General features: G+C 45.1%; 14 protein-coding genes and 1 pseudogene. 12 read left to right on the forward strand and 3 right to left on the reverse strand.

Annotation, left to right across the window (positions count from 1 at the left end):
• Positions 1–12: 12 nt before the first annotated feature.
• The 10 genes from QNH28_RS11300 (at position 13) to QNH28_RS11345 (ending at position 13461) form a co-directional block, all read left to right on the forward strand.
• Positions 13–1512, forward strand: coding sequence for a DUF4153 domain-containing protein (locus QNH28_RS11300; RefSeq protein ID WP_283911442.1), 1500 nt, complete (start codon positions 13–15; stop codon positions 1510–1512).
• A 24-nt stretch (positions 1513–1536) separates the two neighbouring features.
• Positions 1537–2061, forward strand: coding sequence for a hypothetical protein (locus tag QNH28_RS11305; protein WP_283911443.1), 525 nt, complete (start codon positions 1537–1539; stop codon positions 2059–2061).
• A gap of 110 nt (positions 2062–2171) precedes the next feature.
• Positions 2172–2870: a Crp/Fnr family transcriptional regulator gene (locus QNH28_RS11310; protein WP_076283011.1), complete on the forward strand. Its 699-nt coding sequence runs from the start codon at positions 2172–2174 to the stop codon at positions 2868–2870.
• A gap of 162 nt (positions 2871–3032) precedes the next feature.
• Entirely contained in the window at positions 3033–4727 is a 1695-nt protein-coding gene (locus QNH28_RS11315; protein WP_283911444.1) for a methyl-accepting chemotaxis protein, read from the forward strand.
• A 360-nt stretch (positions 4728–5087) separates the two neighbouring features.
• Positions 5088–8984: a discoidin domain-containing protein gene (locus QNH28_RS11320; RefSeq protein ID WP_283911445.1), complete on the forward strand. Its 3897-nt coding sequence runs from the start codon at positions 5088–5090 to the stop codon at positions 8982–8984.
• A gap of 152 nt (positions 8985–9136) precedes the next feature.
• Entirely contained in the window at positions 9137–10057 is a 921-nt protein-coding gene (gene cysK / locus QNH28_RS11325; RefSeq protein WP_283911446.1) for a cysteine synthase A, read from the forward strand.
• Between the two features lie 20 nt (positions 10058–10077).
• Positions 10078–11037 carry a hypothetical protein gene (locus tag QNH28_RS11330; RefSeq protein ID WP_283911447.1) on the forward strand — a complete coding sequence of 320 codons (960 nt, stop codon included), beginning with the start codon at positions 10078–10080 and terminating at the stop codon, positions 11035–11037.
• Between the two features lie 245 nt (positions 11038–11282).
• Positions 11283–12101: a sensor histidine kinase gene (locus QNH28_RS11335; protein WP_283911448.1), complete on the forward strand. Its 819-nt coding sequence runs from the start codon at positions 11283–11285 to the stop codon at positions 12099–12101.
• Entirely contained in the window at positions 12098–12763 is a 666-nt protein-coding gene (locus tag QNH28_RS11340; RefSeq protein WP_283911449.1) for a response regulator, read from the forward strand. The genes QNH28_RS11335 and QNH28_RS11340 overlap by 4 nt, the downstream gene beginning before the upstream one ends.
• 50 nt (positions 12764–12813) lie before the next feature.
• Positions 12814–13461, forward strand: a complete 648-nt coding sequence (locus QNH28_RS11345) for a DUF1775 domain-containing protein (protein ID WP_283911450.1) — start codon at positions 12814–12816, stop codon at positions 13459–13461.
• Between the two features lie 688 nt (positions 13462–14149).
• Here the strand turns inward: QNH28_RS11345 and QNH28_RS11350 are convergent.
• The 3 genes from QNH28_RS11350 to QNH28_RS11360 are packed head-to-tail and all read right to left on the reverse strand — an operon-like array spanning position 14150 to position 17672.
• Entirely contained in the window at positions 14150–16198 is a 2049-nt protein-coding gene (locus QNH28_RS11350; protein ID WP_283911451.1) for a CotH kinase family protein, read from the reverse strand.
• Positions 16199–16227: 29 nt separating this feature from the next.
• Complete coding sequence (locus QNH28_RS11355) at positions 16228–16956, reverse strand: DUF4956 domain-containing protein (protein ID WP_283911452.1); 729 nt, start codon at positions 16954–16956, stop codon at positions 16228–16230.
• 2 nt (positions 16957–16958) lie between these two features.
• Complete coding sequence (locus QNH28_RS11360; protein WP_283911453.1) at positions 16959–17672, reverse strand: polyphosphate polymerase domain-containing protein; 714 nt, start codon at positions 17670–17672, stop codon at positions 16959–16961.
• Between the two features lie 217 nt (positions 17673–17889).
• On the opposite strand from QNH28_RS11360, the gene QNH28_RS11365 reads away from it, so the two are divergent.
• Both QNH28_RS11365 and QNH28_RS11370 read left to right on the forward strand, forming a co-directional pair.
• A complete protein-coding gene (locus tag QNH28_RS11365; RefSeq protein WP_283911454.1) occupies positions 17890–19131 on the forward strand; it encodes a purple acid phosphatase family protein in 1242 nt (413 codons plus the stop codon).
• Between the two features lie 367 nt (positions 19132–19498).
• Positions 19499–22621, forward strand: a pseudogene (locus QNH28_RS11370) (X2-like carbohydrate binding domain-containing protein); the annotation flags it as partial.
• Between the last annotated feature and the right edge of the window lie 9 nt (positions 22622–22630).

A 22630-nucleotide genomic window follows, 5' to 3' on the forward strand; every position in this document is an offset into this window, starting at 1 on the left:
GGGGTGTTTACCATGACCGATGAAACGGAGCTTAAGCTTAATCGATCACTTGCCGCTTTAATAGTGGCCTTCTTACTAGCGATTGTTCATCAGTTGTTGTTCTACGGAAAGTTGCCGGGTGTATCTTATCCTATCTTTGTTTGTCTGTTTTATGCGTATATGCTTTATTTTGCTAAGGCTAAACTGCGCAAACTCAACAGACTTAGTTACTTCTGGTTCGGAGCGATTTTTCTACTCTCATTGACCTATGTGTTATTTCATAATCTGTTCTACTTTGGGCTGAACTTATTAGTAATCCCGGTGTTGATTTTATTACATATGACTTATTTGCTAAGTGATAAACGCCCCTCTTGGAGTCAATTCAGAATGCTTTGGGATACGCTGGAGCATGTGATTCCACAGAACTTTCGTCACTGGGGGACTGCGTTCAAGGACATCAAAAGTAGTAATAATAGTAAGGTGAAGGATGAGCGTAAGCAAGTGTTGGGGAAAGTGTTGACAGGACTTGCGATCTCTTTTCCGATACTGCTTGTTGTGATTACTCTGCTTGCCTCGGCCGATGGGGTATTTCATCATGTGCTTATTTGGCTGCCGAATATGCTGGATCGGATTTCATTTGGTGAAATTATTGTGCGGACACTGTGGATCATCCTGATGGGCATGGGCTTGTTCGGCTTAGCATGGGGCTTTGTAGATTCGAAGATCTATGATTGGAATGTTCAGCCTAAGGAGTATGGTCCTGTACTGGCGCCTGTCACCTTTAGGGTCGACCCTGTAATTATGACGACAATTCTTTTTGCCATTAACACGGTATATGTTCTGTTCGTAATCGTCCAATTTTCTTACTTGTTTGGAGCTTGGGAAGGGATGTTACCAGAGGGCAGTTCCTATGCTGATTATGCTCGTAGTGGATTCTTCGAACTAATTATGGTGACCGCGATTAATTTCGTGATTCTAATGCTGGCATTGGGAACGGACGGAAAGAGGGGCGGGCTGCTCCAAAAAGTCATTAATATTCTGCTATATATCTTGGTCGGCTGCTCAACGGTCATGTTGTATTCTGCCTATACTAGACTAACCCTCTATGAAGAGGCGTATGGTTATACTACGATTCGATTCCTAGTTCATGCATTTATGATTTTTATGGGTTTGCTGTTGATTCTTGCAGCAGTGCGGATAGTTGTTCCGCGTTTGCCGCTGGCCAAATGTTATATAGTGCTAGGTCTAGCTTCTTACGTTGTAATGAACTATATCGGAATGGATGTCATTATAGCGAATAAGAATATGGAGCGTTATGAGGTAAGCGGTAAGCTGGATGCAGATTATTTGGTCGGTCTGTCACCGGAGGTCATCCCTTCTCTGATTAAGTTCAGTCGTAAGGAAGATGGGATGCTGGATCAATTTTTGAGAAACGAATGGTGGGACGGTGCACAAAGAGAGCGGAAGTGGCAGTCCTTTAATTTCCCGGAATATCGGGCGCAGCGCGAGCTGGAGAAATATTTTGCACAGTAAAGGTTAGAAGAAGGTGTGAGGACAGTGAGAAAGAAGCCATTTAGTAAAGGCTGGTCATTTATCATCATTTTTATTACGGTAGGTTTAAGTTATGGGGTTTATCATGTTTATTTATACAATGCCCCAAGACAAAGTCACTACTCTCGCGTATCCAGCAGCAATCTAGAACAGGAACGTCTGGGAGATATTCAGCTGCTTCAGAGCCTAGAATCGCTTACGCAAGAACCTAAACCCCGTGACGATATTGAACGGTATCAATATTATAATTTGGATAACGAGACAACAGTAGCCGCAGCGCGTGGTGATGATAAAATCATTCTAATTAGCGTTTATTCCGATCAGAAGATGAGCACTGCGAGAGGTATTCATGTAAGTTCTTCTGCTGATGATGTGATAGAAGCTTACGGTCCTTCTTATTATAAAAGAGGGGAACAAGGGGCTGATATTATCGGGTACGTAGATAAGATCAATCATCGGAGTTTAGAATTTTGGTTACAAGATCAAAAAGTGAATATGATCCGATATAGTGTGGACTCTGTTGTGATGTAGGATGGTGTGAAACTTATACTTTTTTTATATTATCAAAAAGGACATATGTCCTTTTTTTGTGGGGTATTCTAAATTACACTTATTTGAGCAAACAATAGAGGGGGCACCACATGCAAACGATAAATGACCGTGAAGCTGTCCGTGCCTTGGCAGTGAAGAACGGTCTGGACGGAATTTTTAGCCCGCTAGTCACATATAAAATGGAATTGAGACGTTATACGGATGAAGAGAAGCTGTGTTTGGTTGGCGATCAGTTGGATGGGATGTTCATATTGGTTGAGGGCAAGCTCAAAATTCAGACACTGCTGCCGAACGGCAAATCTATGCTGGTGCGGTTTACAAATCCGATATCAGTGATTGGGGATGTGGAGCTGCTTCATCGCTTTCCTGTTAAGAATCAAGTGGAGTCTGTGGGTGAGAGCTTGATTCTTTTTGCCGGGAGAAGATTACTGCTGAGAGAGCTTGAGGAAAATACAGCTTTGTTACGTTTTCTCGTAGGAGAACTTAGTCACAAATTGCATACGCTCGGCCAAGCCTCCGCACTTAACCTGTTGTATCCGGTCGAGAATCGATTTGCCAGCTATTTGATGTCTTTATTCGCCGATAAAAACGGTGACCGACGTGTGGAGGAGATTCGGACCTCTAGCCTTATAGAGACAGCAGAGTTGTTGGGTACAAGTTATCGGCATCTTAACCGGATCGTGCGTCGGTTCATTGATGAAGGAATTATTACACGAAATCGTGGACGCCTAAGCGTACTGGACGAAGGGAAGCTCGCTGAGCTGGCAAACGGAAATTTATACGAATAAAAAGATCTCTAAAGACCATTAGTTCCAGCCTGGGGCCGGAAGTAGGGTCTTTTTGTTTTTTTAGCAAATATTCAGTTCAAATTCAGAGAAGCTTAAGGGAACGATAGTAGGATAAAAGTACCAAATCGAGACCTACTATACATATAGAGATGAGGAACAACGATGTTCAGAAATATCCGTGGGAAAATTGTTTTGGGTTTTACTGCTGTGATTGTAGTTTTTCTAGTGGCCATAGCAGGAAACACATTGTTTCAGGGAAAGGTTACGATGCTGACAGATCAGGTCAATCGCAACTGGAACAAGCTGTCGCTTGTTCAGGGATTAACGGATAAAATTCGTACCGCAGATGAGCTCGGGGCTCGTTATGTGATGAGCAACACAGATGCTGAGCGGAAATCTTATCTCTCTAAGTATGAAGAGACGCTCCCATTGATTGAGAATGCGATCACGGAGCTGGAGAACGCCAGATTAAGTGAAAAAGAACTTAAGGGTGTAACCGAGCTGAAGGGGAAATGGAATGATTATTTGATCGTTTTGAAGGAAGCCTTCGCCTTAGCCAAGGACGGAAACTTCCCGGAAGCGCAGAAGAAGTTTACAAATTTATCATTAGATTCAATGATTGAATCTCAGATTGTATTCCAGAGCATCCTCATGGAGGAAATACAGAACGGGCAGAGTCAAGCAGAAGCCCATCGTAACAACGCTTTAATTACTGGCTTTGGTGTGACCGGATTATCGGTTGTTCTTGCCCTAATTCTTGCACTATTAATATCTGGACGAATTATTAAACCGCTTCGTGATGTGAACACACAGCTGAAGGAGATTGCAGATGGAGATGCCGATCTTACTCGCAAGCTAAATGTCCGGTCAAAAGATGAGATTGGTGAACTGGCGTTTAATTTTAATAAAATGACAGAAAATTTGGGCTCGATGATTGAGCAGGTGAAGCTATCGGCGAATAGTCTCGCGAATTCCTCTACAAATCTTACCTCGGATAGTGGTGTGACAGCTGGCGCCACAGAACGTATTTCGAATATTATGGGTGAAGTAGCTTCGGGAACAGCTAAACAGATGAATGATCTACAGACCAATACAATAACAATTTCAGAAATATCGATAGGAATCGGTCAAATTGCCTCCAGCGTTCAGGATATTTCTGAAGCTTCTCATCGTTCTGCGTCGTTTGCTATTGCCGGAGATGAATCACTTCTGGCCGCAGGTCAGCAGATGGAATCCATTAACCGATCCATACAGTCTCTGTCACTGCAAGTTCAGGGCTTCGTAAATCGATCACAGGAAATTGGCAGTATTGTAGGAGTCATAAAAGGGATCGCTTCGCAAACGAATATGCTAGCGTTAAATGCGACCATTGAGGCAGCCCGCGCTGGTGAGCAAGGGAGAGGCTTCGCTGTAGTTGCCGACCAGGTTCGTAAGCTGGCAGAGCAATCCGCAGAATCCGCTAATCAAATTGCGAAAGTGGCGAGCGGTATTCAAAGTGAAGCGGATGATGCGATGAAGGTTATGATGAGTAGTATGGGTGAAGTAAGGGAAGGCACGGAGATTATTGAGCAGGCTGGACGATCTTTTGGTGAGATTCGGTTATCTATAGATTCACTAGCTGAACAGGTTCAGGAAGTATCCGGAGCTGTGGAAGAGATCACAGCGGCTACGGAAGAGATTGTGGAATCGCTTCGAAGTGTTACGACAATTGCAGAGACTACTGCAGCTAGTACACAGCATGTGTCGGCAGCATCGCAAGAGCAAATGGCCTCGGTGGAACAAATTGCTTCCTCTGCAAGTGAATTAAACTTAATGGCTCATGGACTACAAGGGTTGGTAGCTAGATTTAATATATAGTGCGAGCTTCAGAGAGTTAAGGGGGAATCTCCTAATGCTCTTTGAAGCTTTCTTTGTTTGAACGTAATATCCGACATACTAAGCATAGAAATCGCCATCGACGTTCATCTTCCTATAACTTATATTATTACCATTATTAGTTAGTTTGTGGTCAACCTCTTGGAACAGATCAAAGACTTATTGAAGTGAAAGTCAAGGAAGCAGGAGGATGACGGGCAGCTAATAATGAAGCGATTGTTAAGTCTCGTTAGAACACTATCTGGTTCATTTTAGGAGGCGAATGTCTATAACAACACTATTTTGAAAGCGTATTCTTAATAGTCTGCATAGCTTTACAAAACTTTGGGAGGTGGATCTCTAATGATAGCAGCTTCTAAAAAATTTACGGGTAAGTCGGCAGTAATGTATTTTTTGATTGTAATATTATTTGTAGGCCAATTAGCGTTATACCCCTCGGTGAGTTTAGCTGCGGGGAATTTAGCCCAGGGGAAGAGTATTACTTCAAGCTCATTCGGTGATGTATATGTATCAGCTAATGCTAATGACAGTAACCCAGGAACGTATTGGGAAAGTGCAAGCAACGCATTCCCTCAATGGATTAAAGTGGACTTAGGTGACGTAAGCAGCGTCAATCAGGTAGTTCTAAAGCTACCGACGAACTGGGAAACAAGAACCCAAACATTGTCGGTACAGGGGAGCTCAGATGACTCTACTTACACGAACTTAGCGGCCTCTGCCAATTACACATTTAATCCTGCAAGCGGATCTAATACTGTAACCATTGATTTTACGGCTGCAAGCGCTAGATATGTTAAATTGAACTTCACAGCAAATACGGGATGGCCAGCAGCACAGTTATCGGAATTTGAGATTTATGGCAGCACAACAACACTCCCAACGGCAGGATATGAAGCCGAGAACGCTGCTTTATCCGGTGGCGCCAAAGTGAACACAGATCATTCAGGGTATACCGGAGCCGGTTTTGTAGATGGCTACCTAGCTCAAGGAGCAGCGACTGCATTTAGCGTTAATGTTGCCTCTGGTGGAAATTATGATGCCGCATTGAAATATGCAAATGCTTCAGGCAGCACAAAAACAATTAGTGTTTATGTAAATGGTACGAAAATAAAGCAAACTTCGCTTTTAAATCTGGCCAACTGGAACACATGGTCAACAAAGATTGAAACGCTAGCCTTGAATGCTGGTGCTAACACGATTACTTATAAATATGATGCTGGTGATTCTGGAAATGTGAATCTGGACAACCTGATCCTTACCCCATCTTCGGCACCGACAGCAACACCAACACCAACGGTAACACCGACGCCAACCCCAACACCGACGCCAACAGCAACACCAACGCCGACAGCAACACCAACACCAACACCAACACCAACGGCCACACCAACACCGACAGTAACCCCAACACCAACGCCAACACCAACACCAACACCTGGGACGGGTTCTAATCTGGCGTTGAACAAAAGTATAACAGCGTCGTCCTCTGTCTTCACCTTTGTGCAGACGAATGCGAATGACGGTGATGTAACCACTTATTGGGAGGGGGCAGGGGGAAGCTATCCGAACACATTAACTGTTAATTTGGGCAGCAATGCTGATGTTACATCGGTTGTTCTCAAGCTGAATCCTGCATCGGCCTGGTCCACACGTACTCAGACCATTCAAGTGCTTGGGCATAATCAGAATACAACGGCTTTTACTAGTCTTGTACCTGCGACCGTGTATACCTTTAATCCGGCAACCGGCAATACAGTGACGATTCCAGTAACGGCTACGGCTAGTGAATTACAGCTGAAGATCACCACTAACTCTGGTTCAAGTGCTGGACAAATCGCTGAATTTCAAGTGCTGGGTACACCATCTGCGAATCCAGATTTGACGGTGACGGCTCTTATTTGGACACCTGCAGCTCCAATAGAGACGGATGCCATTACTCTAAACGCAACCGTTAAGAATATCGGCACCCTTGCTTCTGCAGCTACTAATGTAAATTTTTACTTGGGCACTACACTTGTAGGCACTAGCCCAGTGGGGGCTTTAGCAGCTGGCGCATCAACGAATGTGCCTCTTAATATCGGGGCAAAAGATGCAGCAACCTACTCATTAAGTGCAAAGGTCGATGAGAATAATACAGTGATTGAATCAAATGAGGGGAATAATAGCTTCACTAGCCCGACTTCCCTTGTTATTGCTCCTGTGTCCAGTTCTGACCTGGTTGCTTCCTCCGTCAGTTGGACACCTGGCAATCCAGCAAGCGGCAACACTGTAAGCTTCTCAGTTGCCATTAAGAATCAAGGTACAGCAGCTTCCGCGAGTGGTGCACATAACATAACTCTGACGGTTTTAGATGCTACTACTAATGCGGTGGTTAAAACTCTAACGGGTACCTATAACGGCGTAATTGCAAGTGGGGTAACCACAGCGCCTGTAACTCTTGGCAATTGGACTGCAGGAAATGGCAAATATACTGTGAAGAGTGAAATTGCAGTAGATGCTAATGAGCTGCCTGTGAAACGGGCTAATAATATTCAGACGCAGTCACTGTTCATCGGTCGAGGAGCTAACATGCCTTACGATATGTACGAGGCTGAGGATGGGGTTATTGGCGGTGGAGCCGTGAAGCTTTCTGCCAATCGGACCATCGGCGATCCTGCAGGTGAGGCTTCAGGCAGAAGAGCAGTCACTTTGAACACCACAGGTAGCTATGTTGAATTCACGACAAAGGCTAGCACGAACACTCTGGTTACTCGTTTCTCGATTCCAGATTCAGCTAGTGGTGATGGCACAAATGCTACGCTTAACATCTATGTTAATGGTGTCTTTAACAAGGCCATTAACTTAACCTCTAAATATGCATGGTTATACGGTTCGGAGACAAGTCCTGGCAATTCGCCAAGTGCAGGTTCTCCACGGCATATTTATGATGAAGCTAACATTATGTTTGATAGCACGATTCCGGCAGGAAGTACGATCCGCTTACAAAAAGATACAGCTAACACTTCTCAATACGCGATTGACTTCATCAGTCTGGAGCAGGTTTCACCGATTGCAAATCCAGATCCGGCTAAATACACTGTTCCTGCAGGCTTTACGCATCAGGATGTCCAAAATGCGCTTGATAAGGTGCGCATGGACACTACAGGAAATCTCGTAGGCGTGTATTTGCCACCAGGCAACTATCAGACCTCTAACAAATTTCAGGTCTATGGCAAGGCAGTGAAGGTCATCGGTGCGGGTCCTTGGTATACAAGGTTTATCGCTCCAACTAACCAAGAGAATACCGATGTAGGATTCCGAGCCAGTGATACAGCTAATGGATCTACCTTTGCGAATTTCGCATATTTCGGGAACTATACTTCACGAATCGACGGTCCTGGTAAAGTATTTGATTTCTCCAATGTGGCGAACATTACGATCGACAACATCTGGACCGAACATCAGGTATGTATGTACTGGGGAGCCAATACAGATAACATGGTGATTAAAAACTCCCGTATCCGTAACACCTTCGCTGACGGCATCAATATGACGAATGGGAGCACGAATAACCTAGTATCCAATATTGAAGCGCGAGCAACAGGGGATGACAGCTTTGCATTGTTCTCGGCGATTGATTCCGGCGGTGCTGATATGAAGGATAATGTCTACGAGAACCTCACTTCAATCTTGACATGGCGTGCTGCTGGTGTAGCTGTCTATGGTGGATACGCAAATACCTTCCGTAACATTTACATTGCGGATACACTTTGCTACTCCGGGATTACGATCAGCTCGTTAGACTTTGGGTATCCGATGAACGGCTTCGGAGCTTCACCGACTACGAATTTTGAGAATATTTCTATTGTTCGTGCAGGTGGGCATTTCTGGGGGGCGCAGACCTTCCCGGCGATCTGGGTATTCTCGGCCTCCAAGGTCTTCCAAGGTATCCGAGTCAATGATGTGGATATCATTGATCCAACCTATCATGGCATCATGTTCCAGACCAACTATGTAGGTTCCACTCCACAATTCCCAGTAACAGATACCATCTTTAATAACGTTACAATTACCGGTGCGCAGAAGAGCGGCGATGCTTTTGATAGCAAATCCGGAGTGGGCATCTGGGTGAATGAATCTGCTGAGGCTGGTCAAGGGCCAGCTAGAGGCTCAGCAACCTTCAACAATCTGAAGATTACGAACACGGTAACGAATATTAAGAATAATACATCTACTTTTACCATTAACGTGAATCCGTAAACTGTATTCAGTAGCCAGTAATAATGAAGCCGCCTACCCATTAGTACGGGAGGCGGCTTTTTAATTTAGGGAGACTAGAAGTTCCAGAATCGACAGGAGATGGCTCTCCAGTTACAATGAATGGTATGTAAAGTAATGAAGGAGGCTCTAGGATGACATCCCTTGTTGTTAACAATATAACTGAGCTGATTGGGAATACACCGGTTGTACGAATAAATCGGTTAACCACACCCCAAGATGCAGAACTATATGTGAAGCTGGAACGCTTCAATCCCAGTGGCAGTGTAAAGGACAGAGCAGCTTATAATCTGATTCTGCAAGCTGAACTAGGTGGGCAGCTGAAACCCGGAGGAACCATCATAGAGCCGACAAGCGGAAATACAGGCATAGGCTTGGCTATGAATGCTGCTGCAAAAGGTTATAAAGCGATTCTTGTCATGCCTGACAATATGACAAAGGAACGAATCAATATTCTAAAGGCTTATGGCGCTGAAGTTGTGCTGACTCCTGCAGCGGAGCGGATGCCGGGTGCTATAGCGAAAGCAATCGAGCTGGGGAAAGAAGTGGCGAATAGCTTTATTCCACAGCAATTCGAGAACAAAGCGAACCCCGACATTCACCGAACTACGACAGCTCTTGAAATTATGGAGCAAATGGAAGGGAGGCTGGACGTGTTCGTTGCTTCTTCGGGAACAGGAGGCACGATAACTGGAACTGGGGAAGTGTTGCGTGAGCAGCTTCCAGATATTCGGATTCTAGTTGTTGAGCCACAGGGCTCGCCAGTGTTATCCGGGGGAAAGCCAGGACCGCATAAGCTGGTTGGAACCAGTCCGGGCTTTATACCCGCCATTCTGAATATGAAGGTCTATGATGAAATCGTTCAAGTTTCGGATGAAGATGCACTGAATACCGTGAGAACGCTGGCTGCACAAGAAGGGATTCTGCTTGGGCCATCAGGTGGTGCCGCAGTATGGACAGCATTGCAGGAAGCTCGTCGGCTCGGGCCCGGCAAGCGAGTACTATGTATTGCACCTGATGCGGGAGAACGTTACCTGAGCATGGGGATATTCTAACTTCGTTTGGAGGAATAAGAATGAATAAGCTCATGCTGAGTATCTTTATTGTTCTTATGTTGGCGGGTTGTTCTAGCAACAACTCTTTGACCAGTGATGGCGAGCATGTTGAGTCTACACCGGAACAAAGTGCGGAAACTGTACTGCCTTCACCAACTCTTCCTCCCAGCGCAGGACCATCACCAACTTCAAGCATGGAGCAGACAGAAGCTTATCTAGATGCTGCGAAGCTGAGATCGAATTTCGGCTTTGCGGACGCCGAGGGGCGGAATATTCTAGTAACCGGGCATGAAAAAGGGCTGGATCAGGAGATGGCACAATTAAATGAGGCTATTGGTGATCAGGGTAAAGTGTTAAAGGTTAAATTTAATAAATGGCAGGATGGAACAGAGAACAGTAATGGCCGGGAGATGGCGCATAATTTTGAGAATCTGGCGGGTTATCTTTATACGGTGGAAGAGGAAAATGCGACCCCGGATGAAACCTACTATTTGACAGATCAAATAGACTTTAAGGTTGATGCGCTTTTGCCTATTGAATCTTTAGAGGGTCAAGAAGCTTTGTCTACTGTGGAGGAAAGTGTTCGACAGCGTATTGTAGATACAAAAAATCGTGAAATCCAGCAAATTTGGAAGCTAGCAGACCTATCTACAGATCGGCAGCTATATCTCGTTCAATTTGTAAGGCTGGATCAGGATATGTTATTTAGTCTCGTCTGGAAAGAAAAAGATGAACTTACCTTCATGGACTATCCAGCGGTGATTCAAGGTGATGAATATTCAGTCTGGCGGGTTGACGATGGCGGAGAGGTTATACCTGAAATGTTCTCCATTCTTTTTGCTGCTGAAACCTCAGAAGGTCCACTACTTGGCATGAATTGGTGGGGATCAGAGGGAGTAAATACATTTCTTCTGAAAAAAGAAGGAGACTCGTTTAAGGAAATGGACATTCAATATGGACGTTATACTTCACCACTTTAGGTAGGACTTTGCAGTAAAAGTAGAAATGGTTAGGTGCATCGTAAGATGTATCTTTTTTTTGCTACAATATAAGAAAGCTTGCTCATGATATTATAAATGTCAGCAATCACCTTTTAAAATACTTAAATTTGTAACATTAATGAGTCTATATAGCCCGATCGAGTCATGTAGGTGGGATGAGACGGTGATAATGTTAAGCATAAGATGTGCAGGAGGGGACGGCAACGTATAAACAAATAAAGTATATGATCCTGTTACTGCCAACGCTAATGGTGGGTATCTGGGAGATTGTGCGTCACCAGTTTCTAATGCCTTATATTTCTATGGACTTGGGGAACTATTTGACGCCGGTTCTTGTGTTTTTGGTCAGTCTCGTATTGCTATTCCCTCTGTTCTCGCTTATGGAGCGGAATCAGCGGGAGCTGGAGCAAGAACGTGCGCTTAAGGATGCAATGAAAGCTCGGGAAGGACTAGCCAAGGAACTGCATGATGGGATGGCGCAATCTTTATTTCTCTTATCTGTCAAAATCGACCGACTAGAAGCAAGCCGCAAGAACGGTGAAGTCAGTGAGGAAAATGTGGATCAGATCAAAAAGACGGTCCATGAGGTGAACCGTTATGTGCGGCAGGCCATTGCCAATCTGAAGATTCCAGTCTCTGAGCAGAGTTCTTTCTCATTGGAACAGTCGGTAAAAGATCAGCTAGCCCAGATGGCAAATGAGATTATGATCGACGCCTCTCTCAATTGGAGTCTGCAAGATGATGCGCTCTCCGCTTCAGAGAAATCTGAATTGTTATCCTGTATACGAGAAGCGATCATTAATGTTCGTAAGCATACACGAGCGGGACTGGTTTCAATTACTGGCGCTGGCGATGAGAAGAGCTGGAAAGTAGTTGTTGCAGACAATGGAGAAGGATTTCAGCATGATCCCTTTAAAGTGAGTGGCAGCTACGGACTTCAAATTATGAAGGAGCGTATAGAGCGAATGGGATGGCAGCTTACGCTGACTTCTGGTGACACAGGCACCCAGGTTAAAATTACGAAAGGGGATGTCAGTCTATGAGCCGCTACCGGGTTTTAGTTGTGGACGATCATGCGCATGCACGTGAAGCGATGTGTGAGATTTTGTCCATGGATGATAGTTTTGAGGTCATTGGTGTAGTGGAGAGTGGTGCTGAGGCGATCGCTTTCACAGCCCAATGGATGCCTGATCTCATTCTAATCGACATACAGATGCCGGAGATGGACGGGCTGGAGACTACTCGCCGGATCAAGCAGGAATATCCCTATGTCAAAATCGTTATCGTTACCGTATCGGACGAGATTTCCCACCTCCTCGAAGCACTGAAGCAAGGAGCACAGGGGTATTTGCTAAAGAACCTGGCACCTTCCACCTGGATTCAATATTTGCAGGCCATTGTTAATGAAGAAGCACCGCTTAGTCGGGAACTGGCTTTTCAAATCTTGAAGGAGTTTACCGTGCCCTCAGTAACAGATGAAGGGGAGTCATTGACGGCAAGGGAGAAAGAGATTTTAAGCTGTGTATCTTCTGGATCGAAAAATAAAGAGATTGCCTTGAGCTTGGGAATTTCGGAGCATACCGTAAAAAATCATCTGAAGAATATCCTCCAAAAGCTTCAACTCCAAAACCGAACGCAGCTGACGCGTTATGCCTTGGAGCAAGGGCTTGCTTCACGTAAACGAGATTTTTCGAAAGATGTATAGTAAGAAGTTAAGGACGAAGTTATATAATTATTGATGAGAAGAGGCTAACTATGAACAGATTATCTCGCAAAATAATGACGCTATTCGCACCAGCTGCCGCAACACTGTTGTTGTTTGCAGCCGTGGCTAGCGCGCACGTAACCGTGGCACCAGCACAATCTAGCACGGGGGCATGGGAAACCTATACATTAAAGGTTCCTTCGGAAAAAGATGTGGCAACTGTACAGGTTGATCTACGAGTTCCAGCAGGTGCAGAGTTCAAACAATATGAGGCTACACCAGGATGGGATGTTACCATTGAAGGGAATAAGGTTAGCTGGATAGCTAATGGTGAGGGCATTCAGAAGGGGCAATTCCAACGCTTCTACTTTACGGCCAAGAACCCTGATGCTGCTGGTGACATCGCATGGAATGCTTATCAACACTATGCCGATGGAAGCTTGGTGCAATGGTCCGGTGAAGCTGGAACAGAGAATCCGCATTCCATTACTACAATTGTACAAGCTTCCGGTGGGGATGAACATTCTCACGGTTCCAATGTTAAGAGCGATTCCATGAGCATGGAAGAGCATAATGCTATCATGAAAGATGAGGAAAAATCAAATAGTGTTAACCCAATGGTCTACATCGCAGTCGGCATATCTTTACTAGCCTTTCTAATAGCGGCTATAAGTATATTACGCGGGCGGAAAGAGTAATAGGGGAGCATTATATTCCTTGATCAGAGCTGGATACTTTGATTAGAAAAAAAGTTTGATCATATAACTGTGAACAGTTTCGAGTGAGGTGGAACTGTTCACAGTTTTTTTGTGGAGATTTCTGCATTTTGAAGCTTGGTGGAGCTTAAGACACTTCACACGGATACAAGAGCAGTAAATATATTAAACTGAAACAGGGCGAGTCAATGACAATTACTGATCAAAGACTACCATGCCCGGTATTTAATTTTATCTACCTTGATTGGCTTAGTGCCTTATATCGTCCATCATCTACTTTTAGTTTCATTGGAACAGACCAGCAGTTAAAATCTTGTCTGGAGATGGGGTTCTAATATAGTTATTGTTGCCTCTGTTAGTTCCTTCTGCTGACTGGTTTCTTCTTGCTCCTGTGTGTACGGACTCAGATGCAGCTATTTGCGCATTTTAAGCCTTTTGAGGCGATCTGCGGACTCGAGGGTCACTATTCATGGAAAAAAGCAGGTTTAAGGTGTTATTTCAGTCGAATAACGTCCATGATGTCCGATAACATTCCAAAACAGCGGAAAAGTTACAGATAAAGGCGTTGGTGTCCGAAAGTAACTTTACCGTCATTAAAATAGAAACGCCTTCGTCGTTCATATAGAACAGACGAAGGCGCTTATGTCTTAAGAATAAGTGCTTTACTTATCTATAACCGTTTCCGCTTATAGAAGGTCACAAAGAATGCAGTCAACAGTAAGAGTAGTATTGCGACCCCAGTAGTGATGGCTTCACTCGTGCTGCCTTTTTGCTGCATAGCGCCAGCACCGCCGCCAAAATCACCACCCATACCACCGGGCATACCGCCACCCATGCCACCACCGCCAGGTCCGTTCCCGCCTTCAGGGATAGTTGGGCCACCCATAGCACCTGGTGCACCGCCAGGTCCGCCGGTGAATCCACCTTGAGTTGCCTGTCCGTCAGTATTGGTTTGACCACCCTGAGTGGCTTGCGCATCGGTGTTAGTCTGCGCACCTTGCACAGCCTGCCCGTTGTTATTGGTCTGCCCGCCAGCTGCTGCTTGCGTGTTACTGCCAGGTACCGCACCGGCATCAGGGATAGCCGGTCCGCCCATGGCGCCGGGCTCGCCGCCTGCGCCGCTCTGAGGAGCCTGCCCATCCGTGGCAGCTTGCCCGTTTTCGGTATTCGGTGCAGCAGCAACCACGCCGCCAGCACCTGTACTTTCAGTTCCCGCGTTAGCACTGCTCGCACCGCCAGATCCTGTGCTCTGAGCGGTCCCCGTGTCAGTACCGCCCGCGCTCTGGTTCGCCCCCGCGCCAGTCTGCTGTTTACTCGCACCGTTCTCACCTTGTCCAGCACCTGCACCAGTAGCACCAGCGGCACCTGCTGCTGCGCCATTCCTAGCGCCACCACCAAAACCGCCGCCGCCCATGCCACCACCCATACCGCTTCCCGATCCGTCACCGGAGGAAGGGATGGTTCCGTCGAGCTGCTGCTGGATATTTTCAGCCATGTTCGACATGAAGGTCTTAACAGATTTAATCCCTTCTTCATATTGCTCGAAGGTGTAGAAAGCAGAAGGATCCGCCTTGACATAGCTGGAAATCATCGTGTCCAGCTGATCCATTCTAGTTTGGAATGTGTCACCTGCTAGATAGCCATTAATCATCTCGCTGACAATCTCGTGATATTTCGCTTTATATTCGTCGTTAGCAAGTAGCTTTGCAATCAGAGGACGTTCAGCCAATGCGCCTTGAGTTGGCTCGTTAATCAGCACATCTGCGCTGCCCATGCCGCCAAAAGCCATATTATAATCCCACGGCAGGATCGAGAAGACGCCTTCGTCTTCATATAAGTAATAGTTTTGTTTATTACCACCTAAATAACTGTCCATATTTGCCGTGACCGCATTTAGAGCGATATACTTCAGCGATTCCTCTACGTCGATGTATTTTTCATAATCGGTGCCGTTATTAAGCTCATTCAGCATATCGATCAGAATATCATCGTTGGATTTATCCGACTTCATTACTAATCCGGTATAAAGGGAAGGATCGTCACCAAGCCAAGTTAAGTCACTGCCCTGACCGGTCATTTCCCCTTTATAAAGTGCACCATAAGAGTTTCCGAAGTTGCGTTCCAGATAAGCGTCGCCGATCTGTTCTACCGCGAGGTAGAAGCCCTTTAGCTCATCGTTGACGTATACATTGACGAAGGAATATTTCGGCGTCGGAAGTCCGACACTTTCCGCGAGCTCGTAGGTCAGAAATTCACGCATATAAGAAGCATCGCTGTAATTGTTATTCAGGTTGATCTTAGTGATGCCGAATAAGTTCTGGTTCACATATTCATCAAAAGAAATTTTGAAGCTGTAGCGATCAGAGTCCGTCATCTGTACTACACTTCTGAGACTAAGATTACCTTTGGTCCGCACGGCAACGTTATCGAACTTAACGCCGTTGTACTCAACCGAAGCGGCTTTATATTCTTCCGCGCTGGCATTATCCAGCATATCCTGAAAATCATCCGGGTCCAAAGTGATTTTGACATCGACGACCTTATCTTTTGGAAAGACCTGCTCGTCTAGATTTTTCTCGTCGCTCGAGACTACCTTATCCTTAGAATCTGTTGCAGTTTCGTTTGTTGCCGATGGACTTGCGTTCTGGCACCCAGCTACAGCGATGACCAGCAGCAGGCAACAAAGACTCAGCAGGATAGATTTACCTCTTGCTTTCATCTGGGGCACCGCCTTTCATCTTATTGTGTTTAGGATACATAGTCGCCGCTATAGCTAATCAGAAGTGCATTTTTAACACCCTTTAAGTCGGAAACGGTATTGACAAAGCCACCTACTTTATCATCCAGACGAAGCTCCAGTGTTAATTCGATATTGTTTGCAGATACTGTTTTTTGCTTCACGTTGTAGCGTTTCACAGATTTGGTGATATGGCTGTGGACTTCACGTTCACTCTCGTCGCTATCACAGTTAATGACTAGCAAATATGGTGTTTCGATAGAAGAATGTTTGATGAACAGGAACAGAATTAGACCAATGATGATTGAACCAACAATAGCCAAAGTGAAGAAGCCAGCGCCAGTTACAATCCCTGCAACTGCTGCCCAGAATAAGAAGATCAGATCTGTTGGATCTTTGATCGGCGTTCTGAAACGAACGATGGACAATGCGCCGACCATACCGAGGGACAGCACAAGGTTAGAGTTGATGGCAATAATGACAGTCGCTGTAATCATGGTCATGCCCATTAGGGAAACGTTAAAGCTTTTAGAATATAACACTCCGCTAAATACACGTTTGTAGAGCAGATAAATAAAGTAGCCAATCAGAAAAGCCACACCTAAGGTGATGAGCATTTTCGAGATGCTTATATCGGAGACAAAGTTGTCTATCACCGAGTTTTTAATGATATCTGAAAAAGTATTTGTGGTTGTATCTGTTGTTGCGGTTGCTGCTAGTGTTGCTAGTGATGCATTCATAATCAATAATCCTCCCAAGTGTTGGTTTTTAAGAATTTGCGGCAGATCACATATTTTGAAGCGGACTGTCTGTTCAGCCCCTCTAACTGCAGCGCAATTTTAATGTATTCCGGAATGTACTCATCGAATTTCACTTCAAAAATAATAAAATTCTCATCAATCGCCTGAATCGGATGCAAATCCTTATCAAAAATATCCGTCGAATGCAGACCAGTACGTAAATCCTTATCGAACGTGATCCGCACATTGCCGTTGTGGCAAACATAGGGCTCGCGAACGTAATCCACGATGACCTTCGGCCGAAGCAGGTTATGACGCATCTGATTGTATAACTCCATGAACAGTGGACTGTCCGGGACATTCAGCACCTCATAGTTGCCTGCCATGATCTCGTCGTACATCTGACGGGTCAGTGGCTCTTTGATTTTGGCGATATAATCGTCCATTTTGATTTTTTTCTCAAAGTGAATGATATTGTCTTGAACGTTGTAGATACGAATACGATATTTGGCGCGTTCTCTGAGACCTCCGAGTTTGTCGGCAAGCGCCGAGTTGTTGATGTCGTCAAAATACAAACTGCGAATATGATATTCGCCACTCTCATTGGCGTGCTGGTCTGTATCAATCAAGCTCTGTAATCGCTGACGCAATATAAGGTATTGATGATAGTTAATGAAGAATTTTAGCTCATGCCGGAATTGAAGCTTGTTACTCATTTTCCCACCTCGTTTCTATCTCTATCTCTGTCATTGGTTATCCTTCTTGCACAACTAATTCTAGGAGACAGACCTTATGCTTAACTTAAAATAGACTGAATGTTAGCTGAATGTTTTACACTGCGTTAACAAAAGTATGGGTATAGATTTGACTTCTGACTTTCTGGAAGGCTATCTTAGTTAGAAGAATAGAGAGAAAACTTAAGGAGGAACCGTGATGAAAGACTATAAATTCGCCATCATCCTAGGGGTAGTAGTGATTGTTCTGATCTTGGTGGCTATAGGGATGGAGTGGTCCAAATCCGGGAGCTCCGCGAAATCATCAGCCCCGTATGATCTTGTTACCACCTTTAAGGGAGATGCGAGCACGAGTCGTGCGTTTACTTGGTATACTAACGATTCAAATACCGCAGGAGTTCTGGAGTGGGTAAAGGGACAGGTGACCTCTTTTGCAAATTTAGATGTACTAAGAGTAGAAGCAAATAGTAGCGCCATAAAAACAGACAATGGTACCAGAGGTGTTCATAAAGCGGAGGTTACAGGTCTTGAACCTGGGACATTATATTCTTACAGAGTGGGCAGCGGGCTTGAGGGAGAATGGAGTTCAGTTGCGGAATTCACCACGGAAGAGGCAGGATTAGATAGTGTTACGTTTATCAACGTCGCGGATTCCCAAGGGGAAACATCGAATGATTTTAAACTGTGGGGGAAGACATTGAGCAAGGCCTTTCAGACCTTTCCAGAGGCTAAGTTTATTGTGCATAACGGTGACTTAACGGAGAACCCGGAGGATTCGGCGGGCTGGGATCAATTTTTTGGTAACGTGCAAGGCTTGATTTCTGAGATACCCTTAATGCCTGTTACAGGAAATCATGATGAGGTGGATGACGATGCGGCGGACTTTACTTCCCATTTCAATCTGCCGGATAACGGGGCAAAAGGTTCTATTGCAGGCACCTCGTATTCCTTCGATTACGGTCCTGTACATGTGTCTGTATTGAATACGGAGAGCAATTTGAAAAAGCAAGCCGAGTGGCTGAAGCAAGATTTGAAGAGCACGGATAAGGAATGGAAGATCGTTGCGATGCACCGTCCGGCATACGGAGGGAATTCATATAAGAAGGTTGAAGATTGGACGGATATTTTTGATGCGTATGAGGTCGATTTGGTGCTGCAGGGTCATAATCATGAGTACTCCAGATCTTACCCGTTACGGGCTGGGAAAATCGTTCCTGAAGGTGAAAATCCGGTAGGTGCTAAAAGAGGTACGGTATATGTTGTGACCAATGCATCTGGTGGAAAGTTTAATGAGAAAAAAGAAGATCAGTTCTATCATGCGGTGCATTTTCAAAACTACAGGCAAATGTTCGCAGGGATTAGTGTTACCGAGGATAGTTTGACTTATCAGGCTTATGATGTGGATGGTAAGATGCTGGATGAATTTGTGCTCACACATTAAGCAGTAGTAGCTTTCTTCGCCGTTAGGGTGGAGAAGGCTTTTTTGAGTTTTCTGGATTTTTGATTTTACACTCCTCTTAGGGGAGGCATTTATGCTTGTGAAATGTAATCTATGGTGTGAAAATGGTACGATTTTTAGAGACAAACTTCATGAAAATATAACCATTTTCTATCGATTGTGAAAAACATTACCATTATAATGAAAGCGTTATCAGTAAATTTTAATTAGTTATGTTTATGGGGGGGAGGAGAGAAGCAGGGAAACAGAGTAGGAGGAAAGCAAAAGCAAACCAATAAAATTGTAGGAGGCGTAAAACGTGATTCGTAATCGTATCCGAAAAACTGGATTGTTAATCCTGCTTGGCGCGATGGTAGGCTCTTTATTCTCTGCATTCCCAGCTACTACTCATGCAGCCGCAAGTGAACCTTACAATTGGAAGAGTGTTGTAACGGGAGCAGGCGGTGGTTTTGTACCCGGAATTATTTTTAATCAGTCCGAACCCAATTTAATTTATGCGAGAACAGATATCGGAGGTGCCTATCGCTGGAATCAGGCTACATCTAGTTGGACTTCGATTAGTGATTCCGTAGGCTGGGTGGATTGGAATAAGAATGGTGTTGATGCTCTTGCTACAGATCCTATTGATCCGAACAAAGTCTATATGGCAACAGGTACTTATACTAACTCTTGGGATAATAACGGTCAGATCATGCGCTCTAGTGACCGGGGAAACACTTGGCAAACCACTCCACTGCCTTTTAAAGTAGGTGGCAATATGCCGGGTCGCTCTGCGGGCGAACGCCTCGTCATCGACCCGAATAAGAATAATATTTTATTCTTCGGAGCTAGAAGTGGTAATGGGCTCTGGAAAAGTACGGACTCCGGTGTTACTTGGTCGAAGGTAACCTCTTTTACGAATGTAGGAACATATATTCAGAATCCGACACTGGATTACGGAAATGATCTTGTCGGCCTATCCTGGATTACGTTCGATAAAAGCACAGGAACACTTGGCAATGCGACTCAAACGATATATGTAGGGGTTGCCGATACAGCAAGCAGCGTATATCGAAGTACAGATGGAGGCGTAACTTGGACAGCTCTGGCAGGACAACCTACAGGCTACTTGCCACATCATGGCGTGCTTTCATCTACTGGCGATCTGTATATTACTTATAGCAATGGTGTAGGTCCTTATGACGGAAGTAAAGGTGAGGTTTGGAAATACAATAAAACAAGCGGTGCATGGACGAACATCAGTCCTTCAACCGGAACAGATAATTGGTATGGCTTCGGTGGTTTGGCGGTGGATGCTCAGAATCCTAACACAGTTATGGTATCCAGTTTAAACGCTTGGTGGCCTGATGAAGTGATTTTCCGCAGTACTAACGGTGGTGCAACATGGAGCCGAATTTGGGATTGGGGCAATTATCCAGAACGAACTTATAAGTTCAGTATGGATATCACAGCAGCACCTTGGCTCGATCACGGAACGACTTCGACCTCTCTTGATCCGTCACCGAAACTGGGCTGGATGATGGGCGATCTGGAAATTGATCCTTTCAACTCTAACCGGATGATGTATGGTACGGGGGCTACCATTTATGGCTCAAACAATTTGAACTCATGGGATACCGGAGGCAAGGTGAATATCTCTGTTATGGCAAAAGGTGTGGAGGAAACTGCAGTATTAGGGTTGATAAGCCCGCCAACGGGAACCTCCCATTTGATCACTGCACTTGGTGACGTATCTGGTTTCCGTCATGAGGATTTGTCGGTAGCGCCAACTAAATTCCAGACCAGTCCTTCATGGGCAACAACGATGAGCATTGATTATGCAGAGCTGAGTCCATCCTATATGGTTCGGGTAGGCAGTGCGGATAAAGAGAAGACACCAAGTATGAAATCTATTGGTATCTCTAATGATGGTGGAGTGAACTGGTACATGCCAAATTCCGAACCGTCAAATGGCACCAAAACAACAGTGGGGCATGGACAAGTAGCTGTGTCAGCAAGTGGGAACTCCATTGTGTGGAGCACCTCGGATATTGGTGTGTACTACTCCAAAACAACAGGTAACTCTTGGACAGCAAGCGCCGGATTACCTGCTGGGGCAAAAGTAGCCTCAGATCGAGTGAATGCTAACAAATTCTATGGATTTTTTGCTGGAGTCTTCTATGTTAGTGTCGATGGTGGAGCTACATTTACTGCCACTTCAGCTTCAGGTTTCCCAACCAATAATGTGGCTGGATTACAGCCGAATGAAGCTCAGATCAGCATGAAGGCAGTACCGGGTATTGAAGGCGACATCTGGTTTGCAGGAGGGAACACGACTGAGAATAAATATGGTTTGTGGCACTCCACGAACTCTGGTGCGAGCTTCACGAAATTAACAAACGTACAAGAAGCTGATCTCATTGGTTATGGAAAGGCTGCGCCGGGTCAAACTTATATGGCACTGTACACGGTAGCAAAGATTGATGGCGTACGGGGTGTGTTCCGTTCTGATGATGTTGGCGCAACTTGGGTTCGTATTAATGACGATGCCCATCAATACGCTAAGATTAATATGGCGATTACTGGTGACCCAAGAATTTACGGACGTGTGTATCTCGGAACGAATGGCCGAGGCACATTGTATGCTGATCCTGTAAATCCACCAGCTACAGGCTCAACCATTACTCCAACAACAGCAAGCTTTGATAAAAAAACTGCGAATCAAGCGGACGTTGCAGTAACGCTTACGTTGAATGGAAATACGCTCAGTACGATCAAAAATGGAACGGCCACCCTTGTAGCTGGAACGGATTATACGGTGAGTGGCTCAACGGTAACGATTAAAAAAGCGTATTTAGCAACACAAGCAGTTGGAACGACAATGCTGACGTTCAGCTTTAGCGCAGGAGCGACGCAGTCCTTAGCGGTTGCGGTAACGGATACGACAACACCTATATCCAATTCAACGATTACTCCAACAACAGCAAGCTTTGATAAGAAAACAGTGAATCAAACGGACGTTGCAGTAACGCTAACGTTGAATGGAAATACGCTCAACACGATCAAAAACGGAATTGCTACCCTTGTAGCTGGAACAGATTATACGGTGAGTGGCGCAACGGTATCAATTAAAAAAGCGTATTTTGCAACACAAGCAGTTGGAACAACTACGCTGACTTTCAGCTTTAGCGCAGGAGCTACACAATCCTTAGCGGTTGCGGTGACGGATACAACAACACCTATATCCAATTCCACGATAACGCCAACAACAGCAAGCTTTGATAAGAAAACAGCGAATCAAGCAGACGTTGCAGTAACTATGACGTTGAACGGAAATACGCTTAGCACGATCAAAAATGGAACGGCCACCCTAGTAGCTGGAACGGATTATACGGTGAGTGGCGCAACGGTAACGATTAAAAAAGCGTATTTAGCAACACAAGCAGTTGGAACGACCACGCTGACGTTCAGCTTTAGCGCAGGAGCTACACAATCCTTAACG

It is taken from the genome of Paenibacillus sp. G2S3, from assembly GCF_030123105.1.
GTDB lineage: Bacteria > Bacillota > Bacilli > Paenibacillales > Paenibacillaceae > Paenibacillus_AQ.

Bases quoted from the DNA above. Each gene is read 5' to 3' on its own strand.
- QNH28_RS11300 (WP_283911442.1), top strand. From the start codon at position 13: ATGACCGATGAAACGGAGCTTAAGCTTAATCGATCACTTGCCGCTTTA.
- QNH28_RS11310 (WP_076283011.1), top strand. From the start codon at position 2,172: ATGCAAACGATAAATGACCGTGAAGCTGTCCGTGCCTTGGCAGTGAAG.
- QNH28_RS11315 (WP_283911444.1), top strand. From the start codon at position 3,033: ATGTTCAGAAATATCCGTGGGAAAATTGTTTTGGGTTTTACTGCTGTG.
- QNH28_RS11320 (WP_283911445.1), top strand. From the start codon at position 5,088: ATGATAGCAGCTTCTAAAAAATTTACGGGTAAGTCGGCAGTAATGTAT.
- cysK (WP_283911446.1), top strand. From the start codon at position 9,137: ATGACATCCCTTGTTGTTAACAATATAACTGAGCTGATTGGGAATACA.
- QNH28_RS11330 (WP_283911447.1), top strand. From the start codon at position 10,078: ATGAATAAGCTCATGCTGAGTATCTTTATTGTTCTTATGTTGGCGGGT.
- QNH28_RS11335 (WP_283911448.1), top strand. From the start codon at position 11,283: ATGATCCTGTTACTGCCAACGCTAATGGTGGGTATCTGGGAGATTGTG.
- QNH28_RS11340 (WP_283911449.1), top strand. From the start codon at position 12,098: ATGAGCCGCTACCGGGTTTTAGTTGTGGACGATCATGCGCATGCACGT.
- QNH28_RS11345 (WP_283911450.1), top strand. From the start codon at position 12,814: ATGAACAGATTATCTCGCAAAATAATGACGCTATTCGCACCAGCTGCC.
- QNH28_RS11350 (WP_283911451.1), bottom strand. From the start codon at position 16,198: ATGAAAGCAAGAGGTAAATCTATCCTGCTGAGTCTTTGTTGCCTGCTG.
- QNH28_RS11355 (WP_283911452.1), bottom strand. From the start codon at position 16,956: ATGAATGCATCACTAGCAACACTAGCAGCAACCGCAACAACAGATACA.
- QNH28_RS11360 (WP_283911453.1), bottom strand. From the start codon at position 17,672: ATGAGTAACAAGCTTCAATTCCGGCATGAGCTAAAATTCTTCATTAAC.
- QNH28_RS11365 (WP_283911454.1), top strand. From the start codon at position 17,890: ATGAAAGACTATAAATTCGCCATCATCCTAGGGGTAGTAGTGATTGTT.